Genomic DNA, 20006 nt, shown 5'->3' on the forward strand with positions numbered 1-20006 from the left:
TCATGACCGACCATCCCCAGGCACGTCTGCAACACATTCTCGAAGAGCTGGCCAAGCATGGCCGGGTCACGGTCAAGGAACTGGCGACGGAATTTTCCGTCAGCCCGGAAACCGTGCGCCGCGACCTGAAGCAGCTGGAGATGGAAGGGCACCTGCGCTGCATCTATGGCGGCGGCGTGACGCCGCGTCGGGATGCCGATCAGCCGATCTCGCAACGCATGCGCGTCAATGCCCGTGAAAAGGCAAAAATAGCAACCCTCGCTGCCAGGGAGCTGCGCGACCATACCAAGATCTTCCTCGACAGCGGCACGACGATGCTGGCGCTGTCGCGCTATCTAGTCGATCGGCCGCTGATCAATATCTACACCAACTCGCTGGATATCATCCAGACCTTGTCGGGGGTGGAATCCAATAACGTGGTCGCGGTCGGCGGCGTTCTGCGGCCGAGCTACCGGGCGTTTCTCGGCACCGATACGCTCAATGTGATCCGCGAACATCTCTTCGATATCGCCTTCGTCAGCGCGGTGACGGTCGATGTCAATCTCGGTTTCATGGACCTCGGCGAGGACGAGGCGCTGGTGCGCCGGGCGTTGCGCCGCCATGCCAAGCAGGTGGTGATGCTCGCCGACAGCAGCAAGTTCGGCCGCCAGGGTAATTTCTGCACCTATAATTTTCGTGACGTTGATCTGCTCATCACCGATGCGCCTCCGCGGGCAGATTTCCTTGAAAAGTTGGAAGAGGCGCGAGTGAAGGTGATTTATGCTTGAAACCCGCAACGAGCCGGCATCCCTGCCTGAGGTCGATGCCGAAGCCCTGCACCGGATGATGGAGGAAGTCTCCGTCTTCGGCGGCGGGCCGGGTGGTGCGATGACGCGGCTGACCCTGTCACGGGACGACAAGGCGGCACGTGACTGGCTGGCGAACTGGCTGAAGAATTCGGGCCTGCGCCTGGAGATCGACCCGATGGGCAACATGTACGGCTTCCTCGATTGGGCCGGGCCGGATGCACCTCTGGTCATGAGCGGGTCGCACCTCGACAGCCAGCCGAACGGCGGCCGCTTCGATGGCGCCTACGGCGTGATTGCCGCCTGCGCGGCGATCGACGCCATACGCAAGCAGGTTGCCGCGGCTGGGGTCACGCCGAAAGTCAATTTCTGCATCGTCAACTGGACCAACGAGGAGGGCGCCCGCTTCCAGCCGAGCCTTCTCGGCAGCGGCGTCAATGCCGGCGAACTGACACTCGATTTCGCGCTCGCCCGCAAGGATGGCGACGGCATTTCCGTCAATCACGCTCTTGATGAAATCGGTTATGCCGGCACCTTCGGCCCGGTTATTCCCGATGCGCTGATCGAGCTGCATATCGAGGGTTCGGCCGAGCTGGAAAAGAACGGCATGCGCTTTGCCATCTTCAACCGATTCTGGGGCAACGTCAAATACCGGCTCGCCTTCATCGGCCGCCAGGCGCACACCGGCCCGACGCCGATGGCCGAGCGCCATGACGCGCTCCTGGCCGCGGCCTACCTGATCGCCGAGTTGAAGGGTTTTGCCGACCAAGCCGGGATCGACCTGCACACCTCCTGCGGTCGTCTCGAGGTCTATCCGAATTCTCCCAACGTCGTGCCCGGCGAGGCGGTGATGTTCATCGAATTGCGCTCTGCCAAGCCCGATGTGCTTGCCTGGGCGGAAGCCCAGCTCAACGAGAAAGCTGACCTCTGCGCCAAGAAAGCGGATGTCGGCTTCGAGGTCCGCTCGATCGACCGCCGCCGCGCCGGGAACATGGACGAGCGACTGGTTGCCCTGGCCCAGGATACTGCTGCCGGCTTCGGCCTTGAAACCTTGTTGCTCGACACCATCGGCGGACATGACGCGGTCAGCATGACGGCCGTTTCCCCGGCCGTTGTCATCGCCGTGCCGAGCGTCGGCGGCGTCATCCACCACCCAACGGAGTTCACCACGCCGGAAGACCGGTTGCTGGGCGCGGAAATCCTCAGCGCCATGCTGTGGAAATTCTGCCTCAACGGCAACATCCTGAAAACCATCGACTGAAGGATTTGGAGCATGAAGGCACTCGGGCAAGCATCCACAGTGGATGAGAAGGCGGCTGAAGCCGCCATCCGCGCCGTTTCGGGCTGGGCGAACGCCGATATGCGTTATGCGCCGGGCATTGCGGGTGTCGCCTCGCCGACGCACCGCGCCGTCGACAGCCAGAACTGGTTCGTTGCCAGGGGAGATGCGCCCGCCACCTATTTCCTGAAAATTCTCCATACGGACCAGTCGGATTTCATCGATCTGGAGAGGTCCGTTAGCGCCGCGCGTCAGGCTTCAACCCTGGGCCTGACGCCGGCGCCCCTTTGGCACAGCCCGGAAATGTCGGCGGTCGTTTTCGACCGCCTGTCGGAAGCCTGGCATACCGCCAGAATGGACGACCTGCGCAAGCGCGATGTTCTGGAAAGTGTCATCGCCGCCAAGAGCGCCCTGCATGGCAGCAGGCCGCTTGGCGAAACGTGGACAGTGTTCGACCGCATCCGCGTCGTCGAAAAAGCGCTTGCCGATGCAGGCATCGCAGAGGTTGCCGCAGACGGATGGTGGATGCGCGAATGCGTCGGAGATATCGAAGCGGCGATCATCGCTACCGGCTTCGATGAAAAACCAGCCCATGCCGACGGTCTTGCCTCCAACATCATGATCGCGCCGGATGGTAGAGTGCAACTGGTCGATTTCGACGAGGCCCGCAATGTCGATCCGTTCTACGACATCGGCATCCTGCTCAACGAGGCCTTCCAGTTCGACAGCGAAATGCAGCCGGCGCTCGAAATCTTCGAGGGACAATTTCGCCAGACGTCGCTCAACCGCTGCCGCCTTTACGGCATTGCTGACGATCTCTTCTGGGGCATGTGGGGCATGCTGATGGACAGGGTTTCGCCGCGCGGCGGTATCGAATTCCTGAAATATGCACAATGGCGCCTGTTGCGCTGCCGAATGGAGCTTCGCAATCCGCGTTTCGAATTCATGCTCCGCACACTCTGAGGGATCAAACCATGGAAAAACGATTGGGGGAAGCGACAAACGAGGCGGAAGGGGAAATCGAATCCCTGCTGCGCGAAATTGAGCCGTGGTCTGAACGTGAACTCCATTACCGTTCGGTGCACGGCGGTATCAGCAATTCGAACTGGCGGGTCAGGGTCGCTGGCGAACAGGGCCATTTCTTCGTCAAGGTGCCCGGCCGCGGCACCGAGATGTTCATCGACCGCAAGGCGGCGCTGGACGCCAGCCGCCGGGCGCAGGACCTCGGCATTGGCCCGAAGATTTATGAGTATCTCGCTGACAAGGGTGTCGAGATCGCCGACTATATCGAAGGTCGGCGTGCCTGCACCAACCGCGATTTCCAGGATCCGACAGTGCGCAAAGCCGTCGTCGGGCTCTACCGCACCTTCAACGATTCAGGCCGCTTGCCGCTGACCAAGACGGTCTTTGACATGATCGACGAGCATATCGAGCAGGTGCGCGAATTGGGCGGTGCCTTTCCGATCGATTTTGCCTGGCTTTACAAGCAATACCGGCTCGCGCGCGCAGCTCTCGAAGCTTCCGGCATTGATCTCGTTGCTTGCTTTAACGATCCTATGGCGGGTAATTTTATGGTCGCCGACGACAAGTCGCTGATGCTCATCGACTACGAATATGCCTCCAATAACGACCGTTGCTACGATATCGGCATTTGGTGCGGCGAGATGTTCTTCTCCGATGCCGTGGAGGCAGAGGTCATAGAGGAATATTTCGGCCGCTTCGATCCGCGAATGAAAGCCCGTCTTGCCGTGCATCGGGCGCTTGCCGATGTGAAATGGTCGACTTGGGCCATGGTCCAGAATGTCGTCTCGGCGCTCGATTTTGATTTCTACAAATATGGCGCCTGGAAACACATGCGCGCTCGCGTGGCCATGCAGGATCCGCGCTGGGTCGAGTATCTCAAGGCCGTTTGATCCGGTGGATTTTTCAGATGATCGGCGGAAAACCTGGCTCGAATTCCAGCGCATTTCTTAGTCGCGCGATAATCGCATGAGCATGCCACTCTGGCACAGTGTGGTGGCCGTCGTCCGCGCTTCGCGCCGGGTGACGTCCGAATATTTGATTTTGCCGGTCACCGTCTTGCCGCTGATGTCCTGCGTCTCGCAATAGCGCCAGACTTTCTCAGCAAGCGGCTTCTCGGCTCACAAGCGCGAGGGTGCGTGTTTCGGTAGACAAAGACCCGCGATGCGACGATGGCATCTTGGTAACGCGGCCGCAACGGCTGTGCAATTGCCTAATGTCGTACAATCGTGCCAAGGCGAACTACCAAATACCCCGGACCTCCAATTTGAACCAAAAGGTCTGCGCTCATCTCCCTGTCAGTGACGACCTTAATTTTGGTCCATTTGTCTATCTTTGTATCAAGGGGTACGGGTAAGCCCTCTCGCAGCAAGAGGGTAAGGTCAGGTGCTCTATCCGACTTATATATGCAAATCCTCATTCGCACGGCGCCCCTCACTGCACAGATGTGTGACAGTTATATTGCGCTGCATTATCAACTATTGCAATGCCGCAAACTTTACGCTCCTCATCTTCATTCCCGGCTGTCAATGTGGCAACGGCAGCACCATATGTGGTTTTATGGAGCCTCGAGTAACGCCGCGTGAAAAGGAAGGCCTGGTGGTCGCCGGTCATTTCCAGGATGATGACGAAGGCAGTCATCGGTGCCTGCACTACGCCCGCGAAATAACGCGCCATGCCAGGGATGGCCGCCAACGTGATGCTGGTACCAAGCAGCGAACCGACCGTGCTTCCGAATCCAGCACCGACAGGAAGCTGGCGGCGAGCTTCTCGACGAAGAACGGCAACCGCAGGGCCCTTCCTTCGAGCGCCACCGCCGACACCACGGGTCAGAACCAGGCCCCAGTCGCGACAGTTCGGTCGGCGCGCCGCAAATCGCGAGGCGTCACCGGTTCGACTGGCATCAAGGCGAGCAATACAAACCTATAGTCTTAGCGCGCATTCCCTGGCAGGTGGAATGCCTGCTGGAAATAGGATCGGAAGGCGAGCATCGGCGGTGAAAGTTCGATGTTCTTACGCCATGCAAGACCAACATCCATGGCCGGCACCGGATCGCGCACATTGATGGTTTCGATCCGCCGTCCTTCCAGTGACCAAGGCCGGTGCACCATGTCGGAGAGGATTGCCACGCCTTGGCCGTTGGCGACGAGGGATCGCACCGCCTCGACGGATGACGTGCGCAGGATCACCTGGGGCTGGTAGGGCGAGGCGCTCCAGTATTTCAGCGACGAATGGGCCGCCTCGTCGACGGTCAGCATGATGTAAGGTTCCTCGGCGATTTCCTCCAAACCCACTGAATCTGCCTGTAGCAGGTGATGCTGCGCCGGCACCCACAGGCGGCGGGTCGAACTCAACACCTTTTCCGTCACAAGCGATGGGTTGAGGATGTTGGAGGTGAGTAGCACCGACATATCATAGCGGTTGGTCAGAAGACCTTCCTCGATTGATTCCCGTGTCAATTCGAAGAGCTGGATATCGAGCTTGGGGAAGAGGCGCCGCAGCCGTTCGATGTGCAGGGGCAGAAAATAGCCGATGACGGTATAGGTTGCCGCCACCGTCAGGGTACCCTCGACTTCGTTGTTGACGACGTTCAGGTGCGTTGCCTCATCCACCTTTTTCAGGATGTCATAGGCATGCGACAGGAACTGGCGCCCCGCTGCCGTCAGGTCCATGCCGTGTGGGGCACGGATGAACAGGCTGGCGCCGACGGTCTGCTCCAGTTCCTTGATCGCCGTCGTCACGGCGGACTGCGAAATGGAAAGATCTACCGCAGCCTGCGAAATCTGGCCGAGTTCCGCGGTCGCGACAAAATAACGAAGCTGCCGGAGACTGAGCGCCATGACGATGCCTTCCTATTCAATAAACTAAAACGTGCCATCGGAAAATCAGAAGAGCCTACCCAAAAAGGAAGCATATATCCGCACGCTACGGCGCGCACTTGTCTCAACTGATTGAAATTACGTGTTTCGCGGGTGCACCGAATTTGAGCATTGTATTCTGATTTTCAGATAGTAAGCATATGAAAATTGAATTTTTCAAATGAATTAATTCGTCCTAGCCTGATTTTGTCAAAAAAGCGGCAGACGGAAACGTGGCCCCATTGCAGGCAGGCGAGGAACACTACGTTGATCGATGCAGTAGACATCAATTGCGACATGGGCGAAGCCTTCGGCCGGTGGCGCGTCGGCGATACCGATGACACAACGCTGATGGGGCTGATCAGCTCGGCTAATATCGCCGCCGGTTTTCACGCCGGCGATCCCAACCTCATGGACCAGACGGTTCGTCTCGCAACGGAACATGGCGTCGGTATCGGCGCGCATCCAGGCTATAACGATCTTCAGGGTTTCGGCCGCCGCAAGATTGCCGGAACGGCCAAGGAACTGGTCAACGACATGGTCTATCAGGTCGGCGCGCTGCGGGAGTTCGCCCGTCGCCACGGCGCCCGCCTGCAGCATGTGAAGCCGCACGGCGCTCTCTATATGGAAATGGCTGTCAATGCCGAACTCTCGCAGATCTTCGTGCAATACATGCGCACCGTCGAGCCCAATGCCTACATCTTCTGCATGGGCGGTTCGGCGACCTATCGTGTCGCAAAGGAAGCCGGCCAGCCGGTCGTGCGCGAGTTTTATGCGGACCGCGATTATGACGACACCGGTTCGATCGTATTTACCCGCGATGCCGGGCGTCCGGATCCCGCCGCGATCGCCCGAAAGGTCGTGCGCGCCTGCAGGGAAGGCAAGGTCCGGACGGTCACCGGCAACGATGTCGACATCGCCTTTGAATCCATCTGCTTCCATTCCGATACGCTCGGCGCGCTCGATATCGTGCGCCAGATGCGCGAGGCGCTGAATGCCAACGGCATCCGCATCGCGCCGATTTCGGAAATCGCAGGCCACTGAGACTTTAAGCGGAGAGAGACATGAGCAAGCTCGAAATCAGATCGCCCCTGCCGGGCACGTTCTACCGGACGCCGGCGCCGGACGCGGCCCCGTTCAAGGCGGACGGCGACGCGGTCGCAAGTGCCGACACCATCGGCATGATCGAGGTGATGAAGACATTCCAGGAAATCCCGGCAGGCATCGACGGCACGGCCATCCGCTTCCTCGTCGATAATGAAGAGCCGGTGATGGCAGGTCAGGTGATCGCAGAGGTGGAAGCATGACCATCCGCTCGCTCCTCGTTGCTAACCGCGGCGAGATCGCGGTGCGTATCATCAAGGCGGCAAAGGCGCTCGGCATCCGCACCGTACAGGTTCATAGCGTCGCGGACGCCGATATGTTGGCCGTGAAGCTTGCCGACGAGGCCGTCAACATCGGCCCGCCATCCGCCGCCAAATCCTACCTCAATATCAATGCCGTTGTTTCTGCCGCCACGGCGACGGGCGTCGATGCAGTGCATCCGGGCTATGGCTTCCTCTCCGAAAATGCCGATTTCGCCGACGCGGTCGAAGCTGCGGGCCTGATCTTCATCGGTCCCAAGGGTGATGCGATCCGCCTGCTTGGCGACAAGGTCGCCGCTCGCGCGGTGGCCGCCCGCGCCGGCGTGCCGACCGTTCCCGGCAGCGCCGGACGAATCGCCAGCCTCGATGAGGCCCGCGCTATCGCGGACAAGACCGGCTTCCCGATCATGATCAAGGCGGCTGCCGGTGGCGGCGGGCGCGGCATTCGCATCGCCGACAACATGGCGGACCTGGAAAGGCATTTCCCGCAGGCCTCGGCGGAGGCCGCTGCCGCCTTCGGCGATGGCGGGCTTTATCTCGAGAAGGTCATCACCAAGGCGCGTCATGTCGAAGTGCAGATCCTTGGTGACGGCGAGAATTTCGTTCATTGCTTCGAGCGCGAATGCTCGCTGCAGCGCCGCCGCCAGAAGGTCTGGGAAGAAGCGCCGTCCTTCCTGCTGCCAGCGGACGTGCGTGAAAAGCTGTGCGCCAGCGCGGTGGCGCTTGCCAGGGAGGTCGGCTATCGCGGCGCGGGCACTGTCGAATATCTCTACGACGAGATCGCCCGCGAATTCTACTTCATCGAGGTCAACACCCGTATCCAGGTGGAGCATCCGGTGACCGAGATGATCACCGGCATCGACCTCGTGCAGGAGATGATCAAGGTTTGCGGCGGCGCCAAGCTGTCGATCGCACAGAAGGATATCGTCGCGCGCGGCCACGCCATCGAATGCCGCATCAATGCCGAGGATCCGTCCCGCAATTTCATGCCGGCACCAGGGCGGATCGAGACGCTGAAAGTTCCTGAGGGCGAAGCCATCCGCTTCGACACTATGCTCTACGAAGGTTATTCCATCCCTCCGTTCTACGATTCGCTCGTCGGCAAGCTGATCGTCTGGGCCGAAAGCCGCGACGCATGCCTTGAGCGGCTGAAGAGCGCGCTCGAAGGCCTGACGATTACAGGCATTCCAACGACGGTGCCGCTGCATCTGGCGCTTGCCAGCGACGAGAGCGTCCGGCGCGGCGCGTTCCACACTCGCTTCCTCGAAACATGGCTTGAAACCGAATTCGCCGGTCTTTCCGGCAAGACCGCGGAGGTTGCCTGATGAGCATACGATATACGTTCGGGGGCGATGAGCATCTGTTCATCGAATGCAGTGAGGAGATGTCGCTCGAAGCATTCTTCACCAGCCTGTCGATGGCAACCGGGGTTCGCGAAAGTGGCATCAAGGGGGTGACCGAAATCTGCCCGGCCAACGCATCGTTCCAGATCAAGTTCAATCCCGACATCATCCACCCCGACGATATCCTGCGGGAGGTAAAGTCGATCGAAGGAGCCGCCAGCAAGGCCGAACCGGTGATCAGGACCCGCATCGTCGAAATTCCGGTGTTCTACAATGATCCCTGGACGCACGAAACGCTCATGCGCTTCCGCGAGCGCCACCAGGATCCTGCGGGTACCGATCTCGACTACGCCGCCCGCATCAACAATTTCGGTTCGGTCGATGATTTCGTCGCCGCCCATTCGGGTTCGCCCTGGTTCGTCTCCATGGTTGGTTTCGTCGCCGGGCTGCCGTTCATGTACCAGATGGTCGAGCGCCAAAGGCAGATCCAGGTTCCGAAATACCTTCGCCCGCGCACCGATACCCCGCGACTGACCGTCGGCCATGGCGGTTGCTTCGGATGCATCTACTCGGTACGCGGTGCCGGCGGCTACCAGATGTTCGGCATCACTCCGATGCCGATCTTCGATCCGACCCAGACCACCAGCTATCTCCGAGACTTCATGGTGTTCTTCCGCCCCGGCGACATCGTCAAGTTCAAGCCGATCGGCCGCGATGCCTACGACCAGGCGGTCGAGGATGTCGACAAGGGCCGGTTTGCTCCGCCGATCCGCGAGGTCAGCTTCGATCTCAGGGAGTTCCAGAAGGACATCGACGGCTACAACGCCACGCTGGAGGGCATGCTCAATGGCCATTAAGGTTCTCCACCATGGTCTCGCCACCACCGTCCAGGATCTCGGCCGGCCCGGCTATTTCCACCTCGGCATACCCGTCGGCGGTGCGATGGACCGTTATGCGATGCGGGCGGCAAACCTGCTCGTTGGCAATGACGAGAGTGCTGCCGGGCTTGAAGCCGTCTTCATCGGGCCGAAGCTTGAATTCACCGAGGATGCACTGGTTGCCGTCACCGGCGCCGAGATGCCGGCCAAGGTCGACGGCGTCGCGCAACCCGGCTGGACCGCCTTCAAGGTCAAGGCCGGGCAGACCCTGACCTTCGACTACCTTAAATCCGGCGCACGTATCTGCATCGCTGTCTCGGGCGGCATCGATGTGCCGGAAGCACTTGGCAGCCGCTCGACCTATCCGATCGGCGCGCTCGGCGGCTACAAGGGCCGGGCGATCGCAGCCGGCGACGAACTTCCGGTCAGCACTGCTAGTCTTGCGACCGAGGGTCGGACGGTCACCGAGGATTTGCGCCGTAAGCCGGGCATGCTGGCGGAGCTTCGCGTTTTGCCGGGCCTCTACTGGCACCGCGTCACGGAAGAATCGCAGCAAAACTTCTTCGCCGACGAATGGAAGGTCGCCAACGAGGCCGACCGCATGGGTTATCGCTTCAAGGGCGGACGCAAGCTCGATTTCGTTGAGCGCGAGCAACCTTTTGGCGCGGGTTCCGATCCGTCGAACATCGTCGACAGCTGCTATCCCTATGGCTCCATTCAGGTCCCGGGCGGCACCGAACCGATCATCCTGCACCGGGACGCCGTCTCGGGTGGCGGCTACTTCATGGTTGGAACGGTCATCTCCGCCGACATGGATCTTATCGGCCAGCTCCAGCCTCATACGCCCACCCGCTTCGTCAAGGTGACGATGGACGAGGCGCTTAAGGCGCGGGCGGACCGGCAAGCCCTGTTGACCAGCCTTCGCACGGCATTGGCCTAGGAAGGGGCGATCCGATGCGGGCTTTGCGACATGGCGACTGTGGCAGCGGGAAAGGCAAGTCGGCGCTGCCGCTATTCCATCACCCGCGTCAGATAATCGGCCGTGACGCTCGGGCCTGGAATGATCGCAACGATCTTCATCTGGGCGATCGTGCGGTTGACGGAGGCATCGAGGTGGCTCTCCATCATAGCGGCAGCGGCCGTCGCCGCGCCACGCATCAGCAGCTCGGCGATCAGCCGAAGCTCGGTGATGATCGCCGGATCGCCGGGAAGGCCAAGGCGGCGAAGCAGGCGCTCGGTCGCCGTCACCGGCAGAAGATTGTTGCGGATCAGATCCTTCAGCCGTTCGTTCGGAGTCGCCAGAACGCAGGTTTCGATGAAGCTGGACTGGATGGCCTCGACCGCACCGAGATAATCTTTCGGCTGTTGCTGCTCCAGCGTGGAGAGGCGGGTAAACAGATCGGTCAGGACGGCGTGGTCGATATGCCCTGCACCGACAACGATAGCCTGTGGCTCCAGCATGCGCCGCAGAACGAAGTGATCCTTGACGATCTGGGCCGTCAGCGGGCCGGCGATCCAATGCGAACTCTGGTTCTTGCGCACGAGCCCGCGCTCGCGCAGCCGGGTCAGCACGTCGCGCACGACGGTGCGGCTGACGTTGAAATGGTTTGCAAGCTCGATCTCGACGATGCGGTACTGGCCGAACACGACGCATCCGGCCACATCCGCCTCGACGGTATTGTAGATGCGCTCCCAGGACGATCGGCTCTGGAGTGCCTCGTCGGCATGGCTCGTAATGTGCAGTCCAAGCGCCTTGATATCGGTGCGGTTGGGCTCGATGCCTCGATTCGGCGCTCCGACGAGATAGCCCCGGCCGCTGAAGCGATGCAGAAGCCCCTCGGTTTCAAGAGTTTGCAGCGCACGTTGAACGGGCGCGCGGGAAATTTGCAGGATGTCCGCAATGGGACCTTCGAGCAGCACCAGACCCTCCGGCAGAACGCCGTCGATAATGTTACTGCGCAGAATATCCTCGGCGATTTCGTATCGCTTCTGTGCGGTCGATCTGGTTCGATCTTCGGTCATGAAATCCGGCGCTTTCCCTCTGGCCGATGTCCTAAATTCAGTTTTACGCATTTGCAGGGAGTAAGGACAGGGCAAAAATAAAATGATTATTGAATACAATGTCACGACAAAATTCATTTTGTCGAGAGAGTGAATGAATGGGTAGCGACCTCGGGCTGAGGTCGACCTGATAAGGCACCCGCATTCTGCTGCTTGATCAGCTGCTCCGGTTTATTGCCAGTTTTGTTGGGAATAGTTCTCTTATGAGGTGCAAAGTGTGTTTTGACTTGCGTAGATCGTCTGCGGCACGAAAAAGCTGTGCTGGCTTTCGAAGGGTGCCCCTGTGTCTTCGGGTGCGCCGAGCCGACATGTCTTGATTTTGTAAAAAGCCTATTGAATACAAAAATCATTCATGTCATAGTTTTTGCAATGCAGGCGCTCGCAAGAAGCGTAACAGGTGGAACTTTCTTAAAAACGCCAAGGAACATCTCTTGACGCGCGTGTAATGTTTGCGCGAACGGCTTTTGCTTGCCTGCCGGGACCGATCAGCGGTTCGGGTATGGGCGAAGCTTTGCCGGAAGAATGTTCCTTGCCTTTGAAACTGGCAGGATAGCGATGTCGGCAGCTCTTCAACTCATGAACGTCTCGAAATCCTACGGCGACCTCAAGGCGTTGGACAGGGTCGAACTGGCCTTGCCCGATGATGCCTATATCTCGCTTCTCGGCCCGAGCGGGTCCGGCAAGACCACGCTTCTGCGGGTGATTGCCGGTTTCGAGGAGCCGGAACAGGGCGCGATCCTGTTCGGCGGCAAGCGGATTGACGGCATCGCGCCGCACAATCGCGGTATCGGTTTCGTCTTCCAGAATTTCGCCCTGTTTCCGCATCTTTCGGTCTCGGAAAACATCGCCTTCGGCCTTGTCAACCGCGAGCTTAACCCGGTCACCGATGCCGCCAGCGTCAAGGCCAGGGTGCGCGACATCATTTCGCTGGTCGGACTGACGGGCCTTGAAGACCGGGCCGTGACGCAGATTTCCGGTGGCCAGCGCCAGCGCGTCGCTCTGGCCCGCACGCTGGTGACCGAGCCGAAGATGGTTCTGCTCGACGAGCCGCTCGGCGCGCTCGACGCCAATCTGCGCTCCCGGATGCGCACCGAACTGCGTGCTATCCGCGAGCGCTGCGGCGTCACCTTCCTGCATGTCACCGGTAGCGAAAGCGAGGCGCTCGCCATGGGCGATACGGTGCTGGTGCTCGACCGTGGGCACATCGCCCAGTCCGCTCACTCCGATCTCCTCTACAACCGCCCGGCATCGTCTGCCGTCGCGCGCTTTCTCAATTGCTACAATCTGTTTTCCGGCAGTGTTGCAGGTGATGTTTTCGTCAGTCCGACCGGACGATTTGCGCTGGGGGGCTTTCGCCAGCCGGCATCGCAGCCTGCCTATGCGATCCGCTACGACCGGATCGATATCCGCGAGCAGAATGCGCCGATCCTTCAGGGGGAGGTTCGTCTGGAGGGCAATTTCGTCGCCAGCGAATATTCCGGGGCGGCAATCAATTCTTTCTTCGCGCTCGATGACGGCCGAGTGTTCGAGGTGGAATCGCACCTCAGCCGCTCCGCACCGCAAACCTATGTCGAGAAAGGCCGCTACGCGCTGGTCTGGAAGCGGGAGGACGCTCTTGTCTTTGCCTGAAAACGCCCTGCCTGAAAAGTCCGGTCGCAAACGCCCTTGCCTATTCTGGAGAATGAGAGATGACGATGGTCGCGATTGGCGATGAAGCGCAGGTCGAAACGACCAGCAAACGGAAGCTCTCCGGCCCCGCGTTCTGGCTGCTGGCGCCCGGCGTGATCTGGATGGTGCTGTTTCTGGTGCTGCCGATCCTGATGATGGTCTATGTCTCGTTCTGGACGCAGACGACCTTCAAGATCGAACCGACCCTGACGCTGAAGAGCTGGATCACCTTCTTCAGCAGCGAGACCTATCTGGGTGCGCTCTGGACGACGGTGCGCATCTGGCTGATCGTGCTATTCTCGACGGTGCTGGTCGGCTATCCGGCCGCCCTTTTCGTCGGTCTGTTCGTCAGGAACAAGACGATCCAGACCGTTCTTCTGGTCCTCTGCGTCATTCCTTTCTGGACCTCGTTCCTTATCCGCGTCTTGGCTTGGCGGCCGATGCTCGGCAAGGAAGGTGCGATCAACCTGATCCTGATGAAGATCGGTGTCGTCCAGCAGCCGATCGAGATCCTGCTATTTTCCGAACTGTCGGTCATCATCGGCATGACGCAGATCTACTGCGTCTTCATGGTCGGTCCAATCGCTTTCATGCTCGGCCGTATCGATCCTTCGGTGATCGAGGCTGCACAGGATCTGGGAGCCAGCTTCGGCCGCATCTTCCGCACCATCATCCTGCCGCTGTCCATGCCGGGCGTGGTCGTCGGCGGCATCTTCGTCTCGGTTATGGTTCTTGGCGAATTCGCCACCTCGGCCGCACTTTCGGGCCGCAAGGTCAACCTGCTCGGCAACATCATCGTTACCCAGGTCGGGTCGCTCAAATGGGCCTTCGCGGCGGTGGCAGGCGTGGTGCTGACGATCCTCATGGGCGCCGTGGTCGCTGCCTTGCTCAGGATCGTCGATCTCAGGAAGGAGCTCTGATCATGAACGCAACCGGCATCAGATTCGGTCTCGGCACCTATACCGCGCTCTTCCTCGTCTTCCTGTACGGGCCGCTCGTGGTTCTGGCGATCCTGTCGTTCCAGACAGGGCCGGAAGGCGGACCGCAGTTTCCAATCATCGAATGGTCGACCTACTGGTACAAGCATCTCTTCGGTCTGACGCCGCCCTCGCGCATCGCACCGTTGCCGATCGAGCAGGCGCTCGTCCGGTCGATGGGGCTGGCGGTGATGACGATGATCGTCTCGACGGTTCTCGGTGTTTCGGCGGCGCAGGCGTTCCGTCGCAAGTTCAAGGGCTCGGGCTTTGTGTTCTATCTGATCGTGCTCGGCATGATGGTGCCCGGCGTGCTCGTCGGCCTCGGCATGGCGCTGGTTGCCAACTCGCTCGGCATCGACCGCCATTGGTGGGGCACGGCCTTCGTGCTGCACGTCGTCTATACTTTCCCCTTCGCCTTTCTGGTTATGCTGGCCATTTTCAACCGCTTCGATCCCAGCGTCGAAGAGGCGGCCTGGTCGCTCGGGGTCTCGCCGGCGCGGACCTTCCGCAAGATCACCTTTCCGCTGATCTTTCCGGGCGTGCTGTCGGCCATGCTGTTCGCCTTCACGCTGTCTTACGACGAGTTCTCGCGCACGCTGTTTGCCTCGGGCCGTGACCTGACGTTGCCGCTGGCCATCTACGGCACTTTCTCGGTGGAAGTGCATCCGAATGTCTTCGCCTTCGGGGTGCTGACCACACTGTTCTCCTTTGCGCTGCTGGGCACCTACGCCGTGCTGATGACGCTGTCCGTGCGCCGCGCCAAGCAGACGGCAATCCAGGAGGAGGCGTGATGGTGACGCAAAAGCGCTCCGCGATCGTCACGGGTGCCGGCTCCGGTATCGGCCGGGCCATCGCCCACAAGCTGGCAGCCGAGGGCTACGCGGTGATGGTCAACGATCTGTCGCTGGTCCGGGCCGATGCGGTCGCCGGTGAAATTCAGGCGGCAGGCGGAACGGCTGCCGCCATTGCCGGGGACGTGTCATCCGAAGACGACGTGGCTGCCATCCACGCCGCTGCGGTGACGGCGCATGGCGAGACGCATCTCCTCGTCAACAATGCCGGCATCGCCCATCAGGCGCTGTTCGAAAATCTCGAGGTCAAGGATTTCGACCGGATGTTCGCCGTGCATGTGCGCGGCACCTTCCTGATGACCAAGGCGGTGCTACCGGCGATGCTGGACCGCGGCGAGGGGGGCGTCGTCAATGTCGCCTCGCAACTCGGCCAGATCGGCGGCGTCGAGCTTGTGCATTATTCCAGCGCCAAGGCGGCCATCATCGGCATGACCAAGGCGCTGGCCCGCGAGGTTTCCAAGCGCGGCGTGCGGGTGAACGCCGTGGCGCCGGGGCCGATCAACACGCCGCTGGTGATGGCGCTGTCCGACGACTGGCGCACCGCCAAGAAGGCCGAACTGCCGCTTGGGCGTTTCGGCGAGCCTGAGGAAGTGGCCGAAACGGTCGCCTTCCTCGCATCGTCGGCAGCGAGCCTGTTCGTCGGCCAGACGCTCGGGCCGAATTCCGGCGATGTGATGCTGTGAGAGGGACAAAACCATGACTGGACCATCGAAACGTATTGCCATCGTCACCGGCGCCGGGATCGGCATCGGGCAGGCGACGGCCAAGGCGCTTGCCGCGCGTGGCGACCACGTCATCGTCACCGACATTCTGGAAAAGCAGGGAATGGAGACAGCGCAGGCCATTCTGTCGGCTGGCGGATCGGCGGAATTCCAGCTTTACGACGTGCGATCGACCGAGGCCACCGAGGCGCTGGTGGCAGACATAGAAACCCGCCACGGCGGTATCGATGTGGTCGTCGCCAATGCGGGAATCGCACACCGCACGCCGCTGGCAAATCTCACCGACGAAAAGTGGGACCTGACCTTCGACATCGATCTCAAGGGCATTTTCCGGCTGGCGCGGGCGGCGGCTCCCGGCATGCGTTCGCGCAAATCAGGCAGCATCGTCGCGCTTTCCTCGATCATGGGCATCGCCTATGGCTGGGACGAGCATGTGCATTATTCGGCGGCCAAGTCCGGCGTCATCGGCCTCGTGCGCGGTCTGGCCGTGGAATTGGCGCGAGACGGCGTGCGGGTCAACGGCATCGCGCCCGGATACATCCGAACGGCGCAGCTTCTGTCCGAAGAAAATTCTCTGGGTCCGGCTGGGGCTGAAAAGGCTGCCGAATTCATCCCGATGGGGCGGCTCGGCACGCCTGACGATATCGCGGACGTCATCGCATTTCTGGCGTCGAACGACGCGAGATACATGACCGGCCAGGTGCTGGTCGTGGATGGAGGCCTCCTCGTGGGGCGCTACTGAACCGTTGAGGCTTGAGCGGTGGCTGTTATCGCCGCCAGCGGCCTGCGGAGACTGAGGAAGGGGCCGCGATCAAACGGGGTTCCGGGGAACAACAATCAATTGGAGAAGAGACATGTCCAACATGGAAATCAATCGCCGCTCCCTTCTGAAGCGGTCCGCAGGCGTCATGGCGCTTGCCATGGGCGGCGGCACGCATCTGCTGTCGTCGCGCGCAGCCTATGCGCAGGCGGCCGACCTTGCCGGCCAGCAGCTGCGCACTATCGGCCTTTCGGTCACGGTTCAGGAACGCATTCTTGAAGAATTCAAGAAGGCGTCCGGCGTCGGCGGCACCTCTGGAACGGCAGCGACCTTCCCGGATGCGCAGACCAAGATCCTGTCCGGTTCGAAGGACTATGATTGCTGGGAAATCATCGCCGAGCGTCTGCCGTCGATCGTCATGACCGACAATGTCGAAGTGATCCCGGCCGCATCATTGAAGAACTGGGCGAACATTCGCGAGGTGTTCACCAAGCCGAGCGACAAGTGGGACGTGAAATCGCAGATCACCGGCCAGATCTGGGCCGACGAGGCGCAGACCACGCTCAACATGGTGCCTGCCGTCTATAACTACGATTCGATCGGCTACAATCCCGACGTCGTCAGCGCCGAGGAAGCCAACACCTGGGCGGCGATCTTCGATCCGAAGTGGAAGGGCAAGTCCGGCCTCAACACCGACCCGCTGATCGCTTTCGGCCAGGCCATCATGGCGATGAACACCCTCGGCCTTTCCGACGTAAAAAATCCCGGCAATGCCACGGCGGCTGAAATCGACGAGGCGGCTGCGTTCCTGATTTCGAAGAAGAAGGAAGGTCAGTTCCGCGCGCTGTGGGGTGATTTCGGCGAGCTCGTCAACTTGATGGCATCGGGCGAAATGGTCGTCTGCGACGCCTGGCAGCCGGCGGTCATGGCCGTCAAGGCGCAGGGCAAGCCCTGCAAGTACGCGGTGCCGAAGGAAGGTTATCGCGGCTGGGCGATCGGCCCAACGATGATCGCCGGTACGACCAACAAGGAAGCCGTTATCGCCTACGCCGACTACTGGCTTTCCGGGGAGCCCGGCATCGCGGTTTCCGAGCAGGGCTACTATTCGCCATCGACGAACATCAAGGATGTCATGGCACCGGAGAAATATGCCTTCTGGTATGAGGGCAAGCCCTGGGTCGGCGCGGAAGAGCGCGGCATCAAGGAAGGCGATCTTCGGGACGGTGGTTCGCTTGAGGAGCGCGCGGCCAATGTCGCCTATTGGCACCAGTGGCCGGATGAATACGACCACCTCATCCAGAAGTGGGATGAGTTCCTGAGCGCATAAGCTTCTTTCTACCCTCCCCCTCTCAAGGGGAGGGTACACAATCAGACGTATCCAAGACCGTCCGGAGCGACACCCATGATCTACGACCTCGAACTCAGAAATGTTGGCAAGGTCTACGACAACGGCACACCGGCCGTCATCGACTTCAACCTTTCGGTCACCAAGGGCGAGTTTATCGCGTTTCTCGGACCGTCCGGCTGCGGCAAGACGACGACGCTACGTATGATCGCCGGCTTCGAGGGGATTTCCTCCGGCGACATGATGATCAAGGGCGTGCGGATGAACGACGTGTCGCCGCAGGGGCGGCCGACCTCGATGATCTTCCAGAGTTATGCGTTGTTTCCGCACATGACCGTGCGCCGCAATGTCGGCTACGGTCTGGAGGTCAAGGGCCTGGCAAGGGCGGAGCGTGATGCCAAGGTCGATCGCATCCTTGCGACACTCGGCCTGGAGGATATCGCCGATCGCAAGCCGGACAAGTTGTCGGGTGGCCAGCGCCAGCGCATCGCGCTTGCACGCGGCCTCGTCGTGGAGCCGGATATACTGTTGCTCGATGAGCCGCTCGGCGCGCTCGACGCCAATCTGCGCAAGGCGATCCAGAACGAATTGAAATTGCTACAGAAGACACTGGGCATCACCTTCATCTTCGTCACTCACGCGCAGTCGGAAGCACTAGCGCTGTCCGACCGCATCGTCGTCATGAATCAGGGCCGCATCGAGCAGATCAGCCCGCCGCATCAGCTCTATACAAGGCCGAACACGCCGTTCGTGGCTCAGTTCATCGGCCGCAACACAATCTTTCAGGGCGAGGTGCAGGGCGCCGACGGGGAAAACACCGCCGTGTCCACGCCTGTCGGCATGCTGTCGGGGCGCGCCAATGGCACAGTGCCCGGCAAGACCAAGGTCAATCTGGTCATTCCCGCCGAGGCGATCGAAGTACATGCGGCCGATGCACAGTTGCGCGAGCGTCTTGTCGGCAAGATCGGCGGCAATGTCGTCGATGCGCGGATCGAGCGGTTCGACGTGGTCGGCCACGTCTCGCACCTGACGGCCAGTCTGCCGGACGGGCGCTCCGTCGCGCTCGAGGCGCACATCGACAAATATCAGCCCGAGGCCTTTCCGGTCGGCTCCGGCGTTCTTCTATCCTGGAACCCGGCGGAAGCCACCGTCATTCCGGTCCACTGAAACGACACTTTCTGACAAGAAACCACAAGGAGACATAACCCATGGCGAAGGAAATCTTTTGCAGCTTCGGCGTTGACGTTGATGCCGTTGCAGGCTGGCTCGGATCGTATGGCGGCGAGGATTCGCCGGACGATATTTCGCGCGGGCTTTTTGCCGGCGAGGTGGGCAGCCCACGCCTGCTGAAGCTGTTCGAGCGTTTCGGTATCAAGACGACCTGGTTCATCCCCGGTCACTCGATCGAGACCTTTCCGGAGCAGATGCAGGCGGTGGCTGATGCCGGCCACGAGATCGGCATTCATGGCTATACCCATGAAAACCCGATCGCGATGACCCGCGAGCAGGAAACCGAAATTCTCGACAAGTGCATCGATCTCGTCACCAAGCTTTCCGGCAAGCGGCCGACCGGCTATGTCGCGCCGTGGTGGGAGTTTTCCAACGTCACCAATGAATTGCTTCTTGCGCGCGGCATCAAGTACGACCACTCGCTGATGCACAACGACTTCACGCCCTACTACGTGCGTGTCGGCGACAGCTGGACCAAGATCGACTATTCGAAGAAGCCGTCCGACTGGATGGTCCCGCTGAAGCGCGGCCAGGAAACCGACCTGATCGAAATTCCCGCTTCCTGGTATCTCGACGACTTGCCGCCGATGATGTTCATCAAGAAGGCACCGAACAGCCACGGTTTCGTCAATCCGCACGATATCGAGCAGATGTGGCGCGACCAGTTCGACTGGGTCTATCGCGAAATGGATTATGCCGTCTTCCCGATCACCATCCATCCGGATGTCGCCGGCCGTCCGCAGGTGCTGATGATGCTGGAGCGGCTTTTTGCGCATATGAGCAAGCATCCGGGCGTCAAGTTCGTTACCATGAACGAGATCGCCGACGATTTCGCCAAGCGCTTTCCGCGCAAGAAGTAAACGGC

The 20006-nt window shown here is 60.6% G+C and carries 19 protein-coding genes and 2 pseudogenes; 17 read left to right on the top strand and 4 right to left on the bottom strand.

Features of this window, described 5'->3' with window-relative positions; translation table 11 throughout:
• Positions 1 to 2 precede the first annotated feature (2 nt).
• The 4 genes from HX899_RS31750 to HX899_RS31765 are packed head-to-tail and all read left to right on the top strand — an operon-like array spanning position 3 to position 3977.
• A complete protein-coding gene (locus HX899_RS31750) occupies positions 3 to 767 on the top strand; it encodes a DeoR/GlpR family DNA-binding transcription regulator (RefSeq protein ID WP_138390773.1) in 765 nt (254 codons plus the stop codon).
• A complete protein-coding gene (locus tag HX899_RS31755; protein ID WP_181294283.1) occupies positions 760 to 2046 on the top strand; it encodes a Zn-dependent hydrolase in 1287 nt (428 codons plus the stop codon). Before HX899_RS31750 ends, HX899_RS31755 begins: the two co-directional genes overlap by 8 nt.
• A gap of 12 nt (positions 2047 to 2058) precedes the next feature.
• On the top strand, positions 2059 to 3027 hold the full coding sequence (locus HX899_RS31760) for a phosphotransferase (protein ID WP_138390775.1): 969 nt from the start codon (positions 2059 to 2061) through the stop codon (positions 3025 to 3027).
• An 11-nt stretch (positions 3028 to 3038) separates the two neighbouring features.
• Positions 3039 to 3977 carry a choline/ethanolamine kinase family protein gene (locus tag HX899_RS31765; protein ID WP_181294285.1) on the top strand — a complete coding sequence of 313 codons (939 nt, stop codon included), beginning with the start codon at positions 3039 to 3041 and terminating at the stop codon, positions 3975 to 3977.
• A 131-nt stretch (positions 3978 to 4108) separates the two neighbouring features.
• On the opposite strand, the pseudogene HX899_RS35350 reads toward HX899_RS31765, so the two are convergent.
• The 3 genes and pseudogenes from HX899_RS35350 to HX899_RS31775 form a co-directional block, all read right to left on the bottom strand.
• Positions 4109 to 4199, bottom strand: a pseudogene (locus tag HX899_RS35350) (hypothetical protein); the annotation flags it as partial.
• A 472-nt stretch (positions 4200 to 4671) separates the two neighbouring features.
• Positions 4672 to 4895 (bottom strand): annotated as a pseudogene (locus HX899_RS31770) (chloride channel protein); the annotation flags it as partial.
• 120 nt (positions 4896 to 5015) lie between these two features.
• A complete protein-coding gene (locus HX899_RS31775; protein ID WP_180196011.1) occupies positions 5016 to 5924 on the bottom strand; it encodes a LysR family transcriptional regulator in 909 nt (302 codons plus the stop codon).
• 285 nt (positions 5925 to 6209) lie between these two features.
• Between HX899_RS31775 and HX899_RS31780 the strand changes: the two genes are divergently transcribed.
• Genes HX899_RS31780 through HX899_RS31800 form a run of 5 tightly spaced genes read left to right on the top strand, consistent with a single transcriptional unit; the run spans position 6210 to position 10467 of the window.
• Positions 6210 to 6986: a 5-oxoprolinase subunit PxpA gene (locus HX899_RS31780; RefSeq protein ID WP_181294286.1), complete on the top strand. Its 777-nt coding sequence runs from the start codon at positions 6210 to 6212 to the stop codon at positions 6984 to 6986.
• A gap of 20 nt (positions 6987 to 7006) precedes the next feature.
• Positions 7007 to 7249: an acetyl-CoA carboxylase gene (locus HX899_RS31785; RefSeq protein ID WP_180196009.1), complete on the top strand. Its 243-nt coding sequence runs from the start codon at positions 7007 to 7009 to the stop codon at positions 7247 to 7249.
• Positions 7246 to 8631, top strand: coding sequence for an acetyl-CoA carboxylase biotin carboxylase subunit (locus HX899_RS31790; RefSeq protein ID WP_180196008.1), 1386 nt, complete (start codon positions 7246 to 7248; stop codon positions 8629 to 8631). Before HX899_RS31785 ends, HX899_RS31790 begins: the two co-directional genes overlap by 4 nt.
• Positions 8631 to 9506: an allophanate hydrolase subunit 1 gene (locus HX899_RS31795; protein ID WP_138390782.1), complete on the top strand. Its 876-nt coding sequence runs from the start codon at positions 8631 to 8633 to the stop codon at positions 9504 to 9506. Before HX899_RS31790 ends, HX899_RS31795 begins: the two co-directional genes overlap by 1 nt.
• Positions 9496 to 10467: a biotin-dependent carboxyltransferase family protein gene (locus HX899_RS31800; RefSeq protein WP_181294288.1), complete on the top strand. Its 972-nt coding sequence runs from the start codon at positions 9496 to 9498 to the stop codon at positions 10465 to 10467. The genes HX899_RS31795 and HX899_RS31800 overlap by 11 nt, the downstream gene beginning before the upstream one ends.
• 71 nt (positions 10468 to 10538) lie before the next feature.
• On the opposite strand, the gene HX899_RS31805 is transcribed toward HX899_RS31800, so the two are convergent.
• Complete coding sequence (locus HX899_RS31805) at positions 10539 to 11549, bottom strand: GntR family transcriptional regulator (protein WP_171598354.1); 1011 nt, start codon at positions 11547 to 11549, stop codon at positions 10539 to 10541.
• Between the two features lie 594 nt (positions 11550 to 12143).
• On the opposite strand from HX899_RS31805, the gene HX899_RS31810 reads away from it, so the two are divergent.
• The 8 genes from HX899_RS31810 to HX899_RS31845 all read left to right on the top strand — a co-directional run bounded on the left by HX899_RS31810 (position 12144) and on the right by HX899_RS31845 (position 20001).
• Positions 12144 to 13217, top strand: coding sequence for an ABC transporter ATP-binding protein (locus HX899_RS31810; protein ID WP_181294289.1), 1074 nt, complete (start codon positions 12144 to 12146; stop codon positions 13215 to 13217).
• A 59-nt stretch (positions 13218 to 13276) separates the two neighbouring features.
• Positions 13277 to 14176, top strand: coding sequence for an ABC transporter permease (locus HX899_RS31815; RefSeq protein ID WP_181294291.1), 900 nt, complete (start codon positions 13277 to 13279; stop codon positions 14174 to 14176).
• A gap of 2 nt (positions 14177 to 14178) precedes the next feature.
• Positions 14179 to 15024 carry an ABC transporter permease gene (locus HX899_RS31820; protein WP_181294293.1) on the top strand — a complete coding sequence of 282 codons (846 nt, stop codon included), beginning with the start codon at positions 14179 to 14181 and terminating at the stop codon, positions 15022 to 15024.
• Positions 15024 to 15767: an SDR family NAD(P)-dependent oxidoreductase gene (locus tag HX899_RS31825; protein ID WP_181294295.1), complete on the top strand. Its 744-nt coding sequence runs from the start codon at positions 15024 to 15026 to the stop codon at positions 15765 to 15767. Before HX899_RS31820 ends, HX899_RS31825 begins: the two co-directional genes overlap by 1 nt.
• A 13-nt stretch (positions 15768 to 15780) precedes the next feature.
• Positions 15781 to 16548: an SDR family NAD(P)-dependent oxidoreductase gene (locus HX899_RS31830; protein ID WP_138390789.1), complete on the top strand. Its 768-nt coding sequence runs from the start codon at positions 15781 to 15783 to the stop codon at positions 16546 to 16548.
• 112 nt (positions 16549 to 16660) lie between these two features.
• Complete coding sequence (locus HX899_RS31835; RefSeq protein WP_181294297.1) at positions 16661 to 17893, top strand: PotD/PotF family extracellular solute-binding protein; 1233 nt, start codon at positions 16661 to 16663, stop codon at positions 17891 to 17893.
• A 75-nt stretch (positions 17894 to 17968) separates the two neighbouring features.
• Positions 17969 to 19078: an ABC transporter ATP-binding protein gene (locus HX899_RS31840; RefSeq protein ID WP_138390791.1), complete on the top strand. Its 1110-nt coding sequence runs from the start codon at positions 17969 to 17971 to the stop codon at positions 19076 to 19078.
• A 41-nt stretch (positions 19079 to 19119) separates the two neighbouring features.
• Positions 19120 to 20001 (top strand): polysaccharide deacetylase, encoded by an 882-nt coding sequence (locus HX899_RS31845; RefSeq protein WP_181294299.1) that lies wholly within the window; start codon positions 19120 to 19122, stop codon positions 19999 to 20001.
• Positions 20002 to 20006 lie beyond the last annotated feature (5 nt).

Source organism: Rhizobium sp. WYCCWR 11146 (assembly GCF_013591995.1).
GTDB lineage: Bacteria > Pseudomonadota > Alphaproteobacteria > Rhizobiales > Rhizobiaceae > Rhizobium > Rhizobium indicum.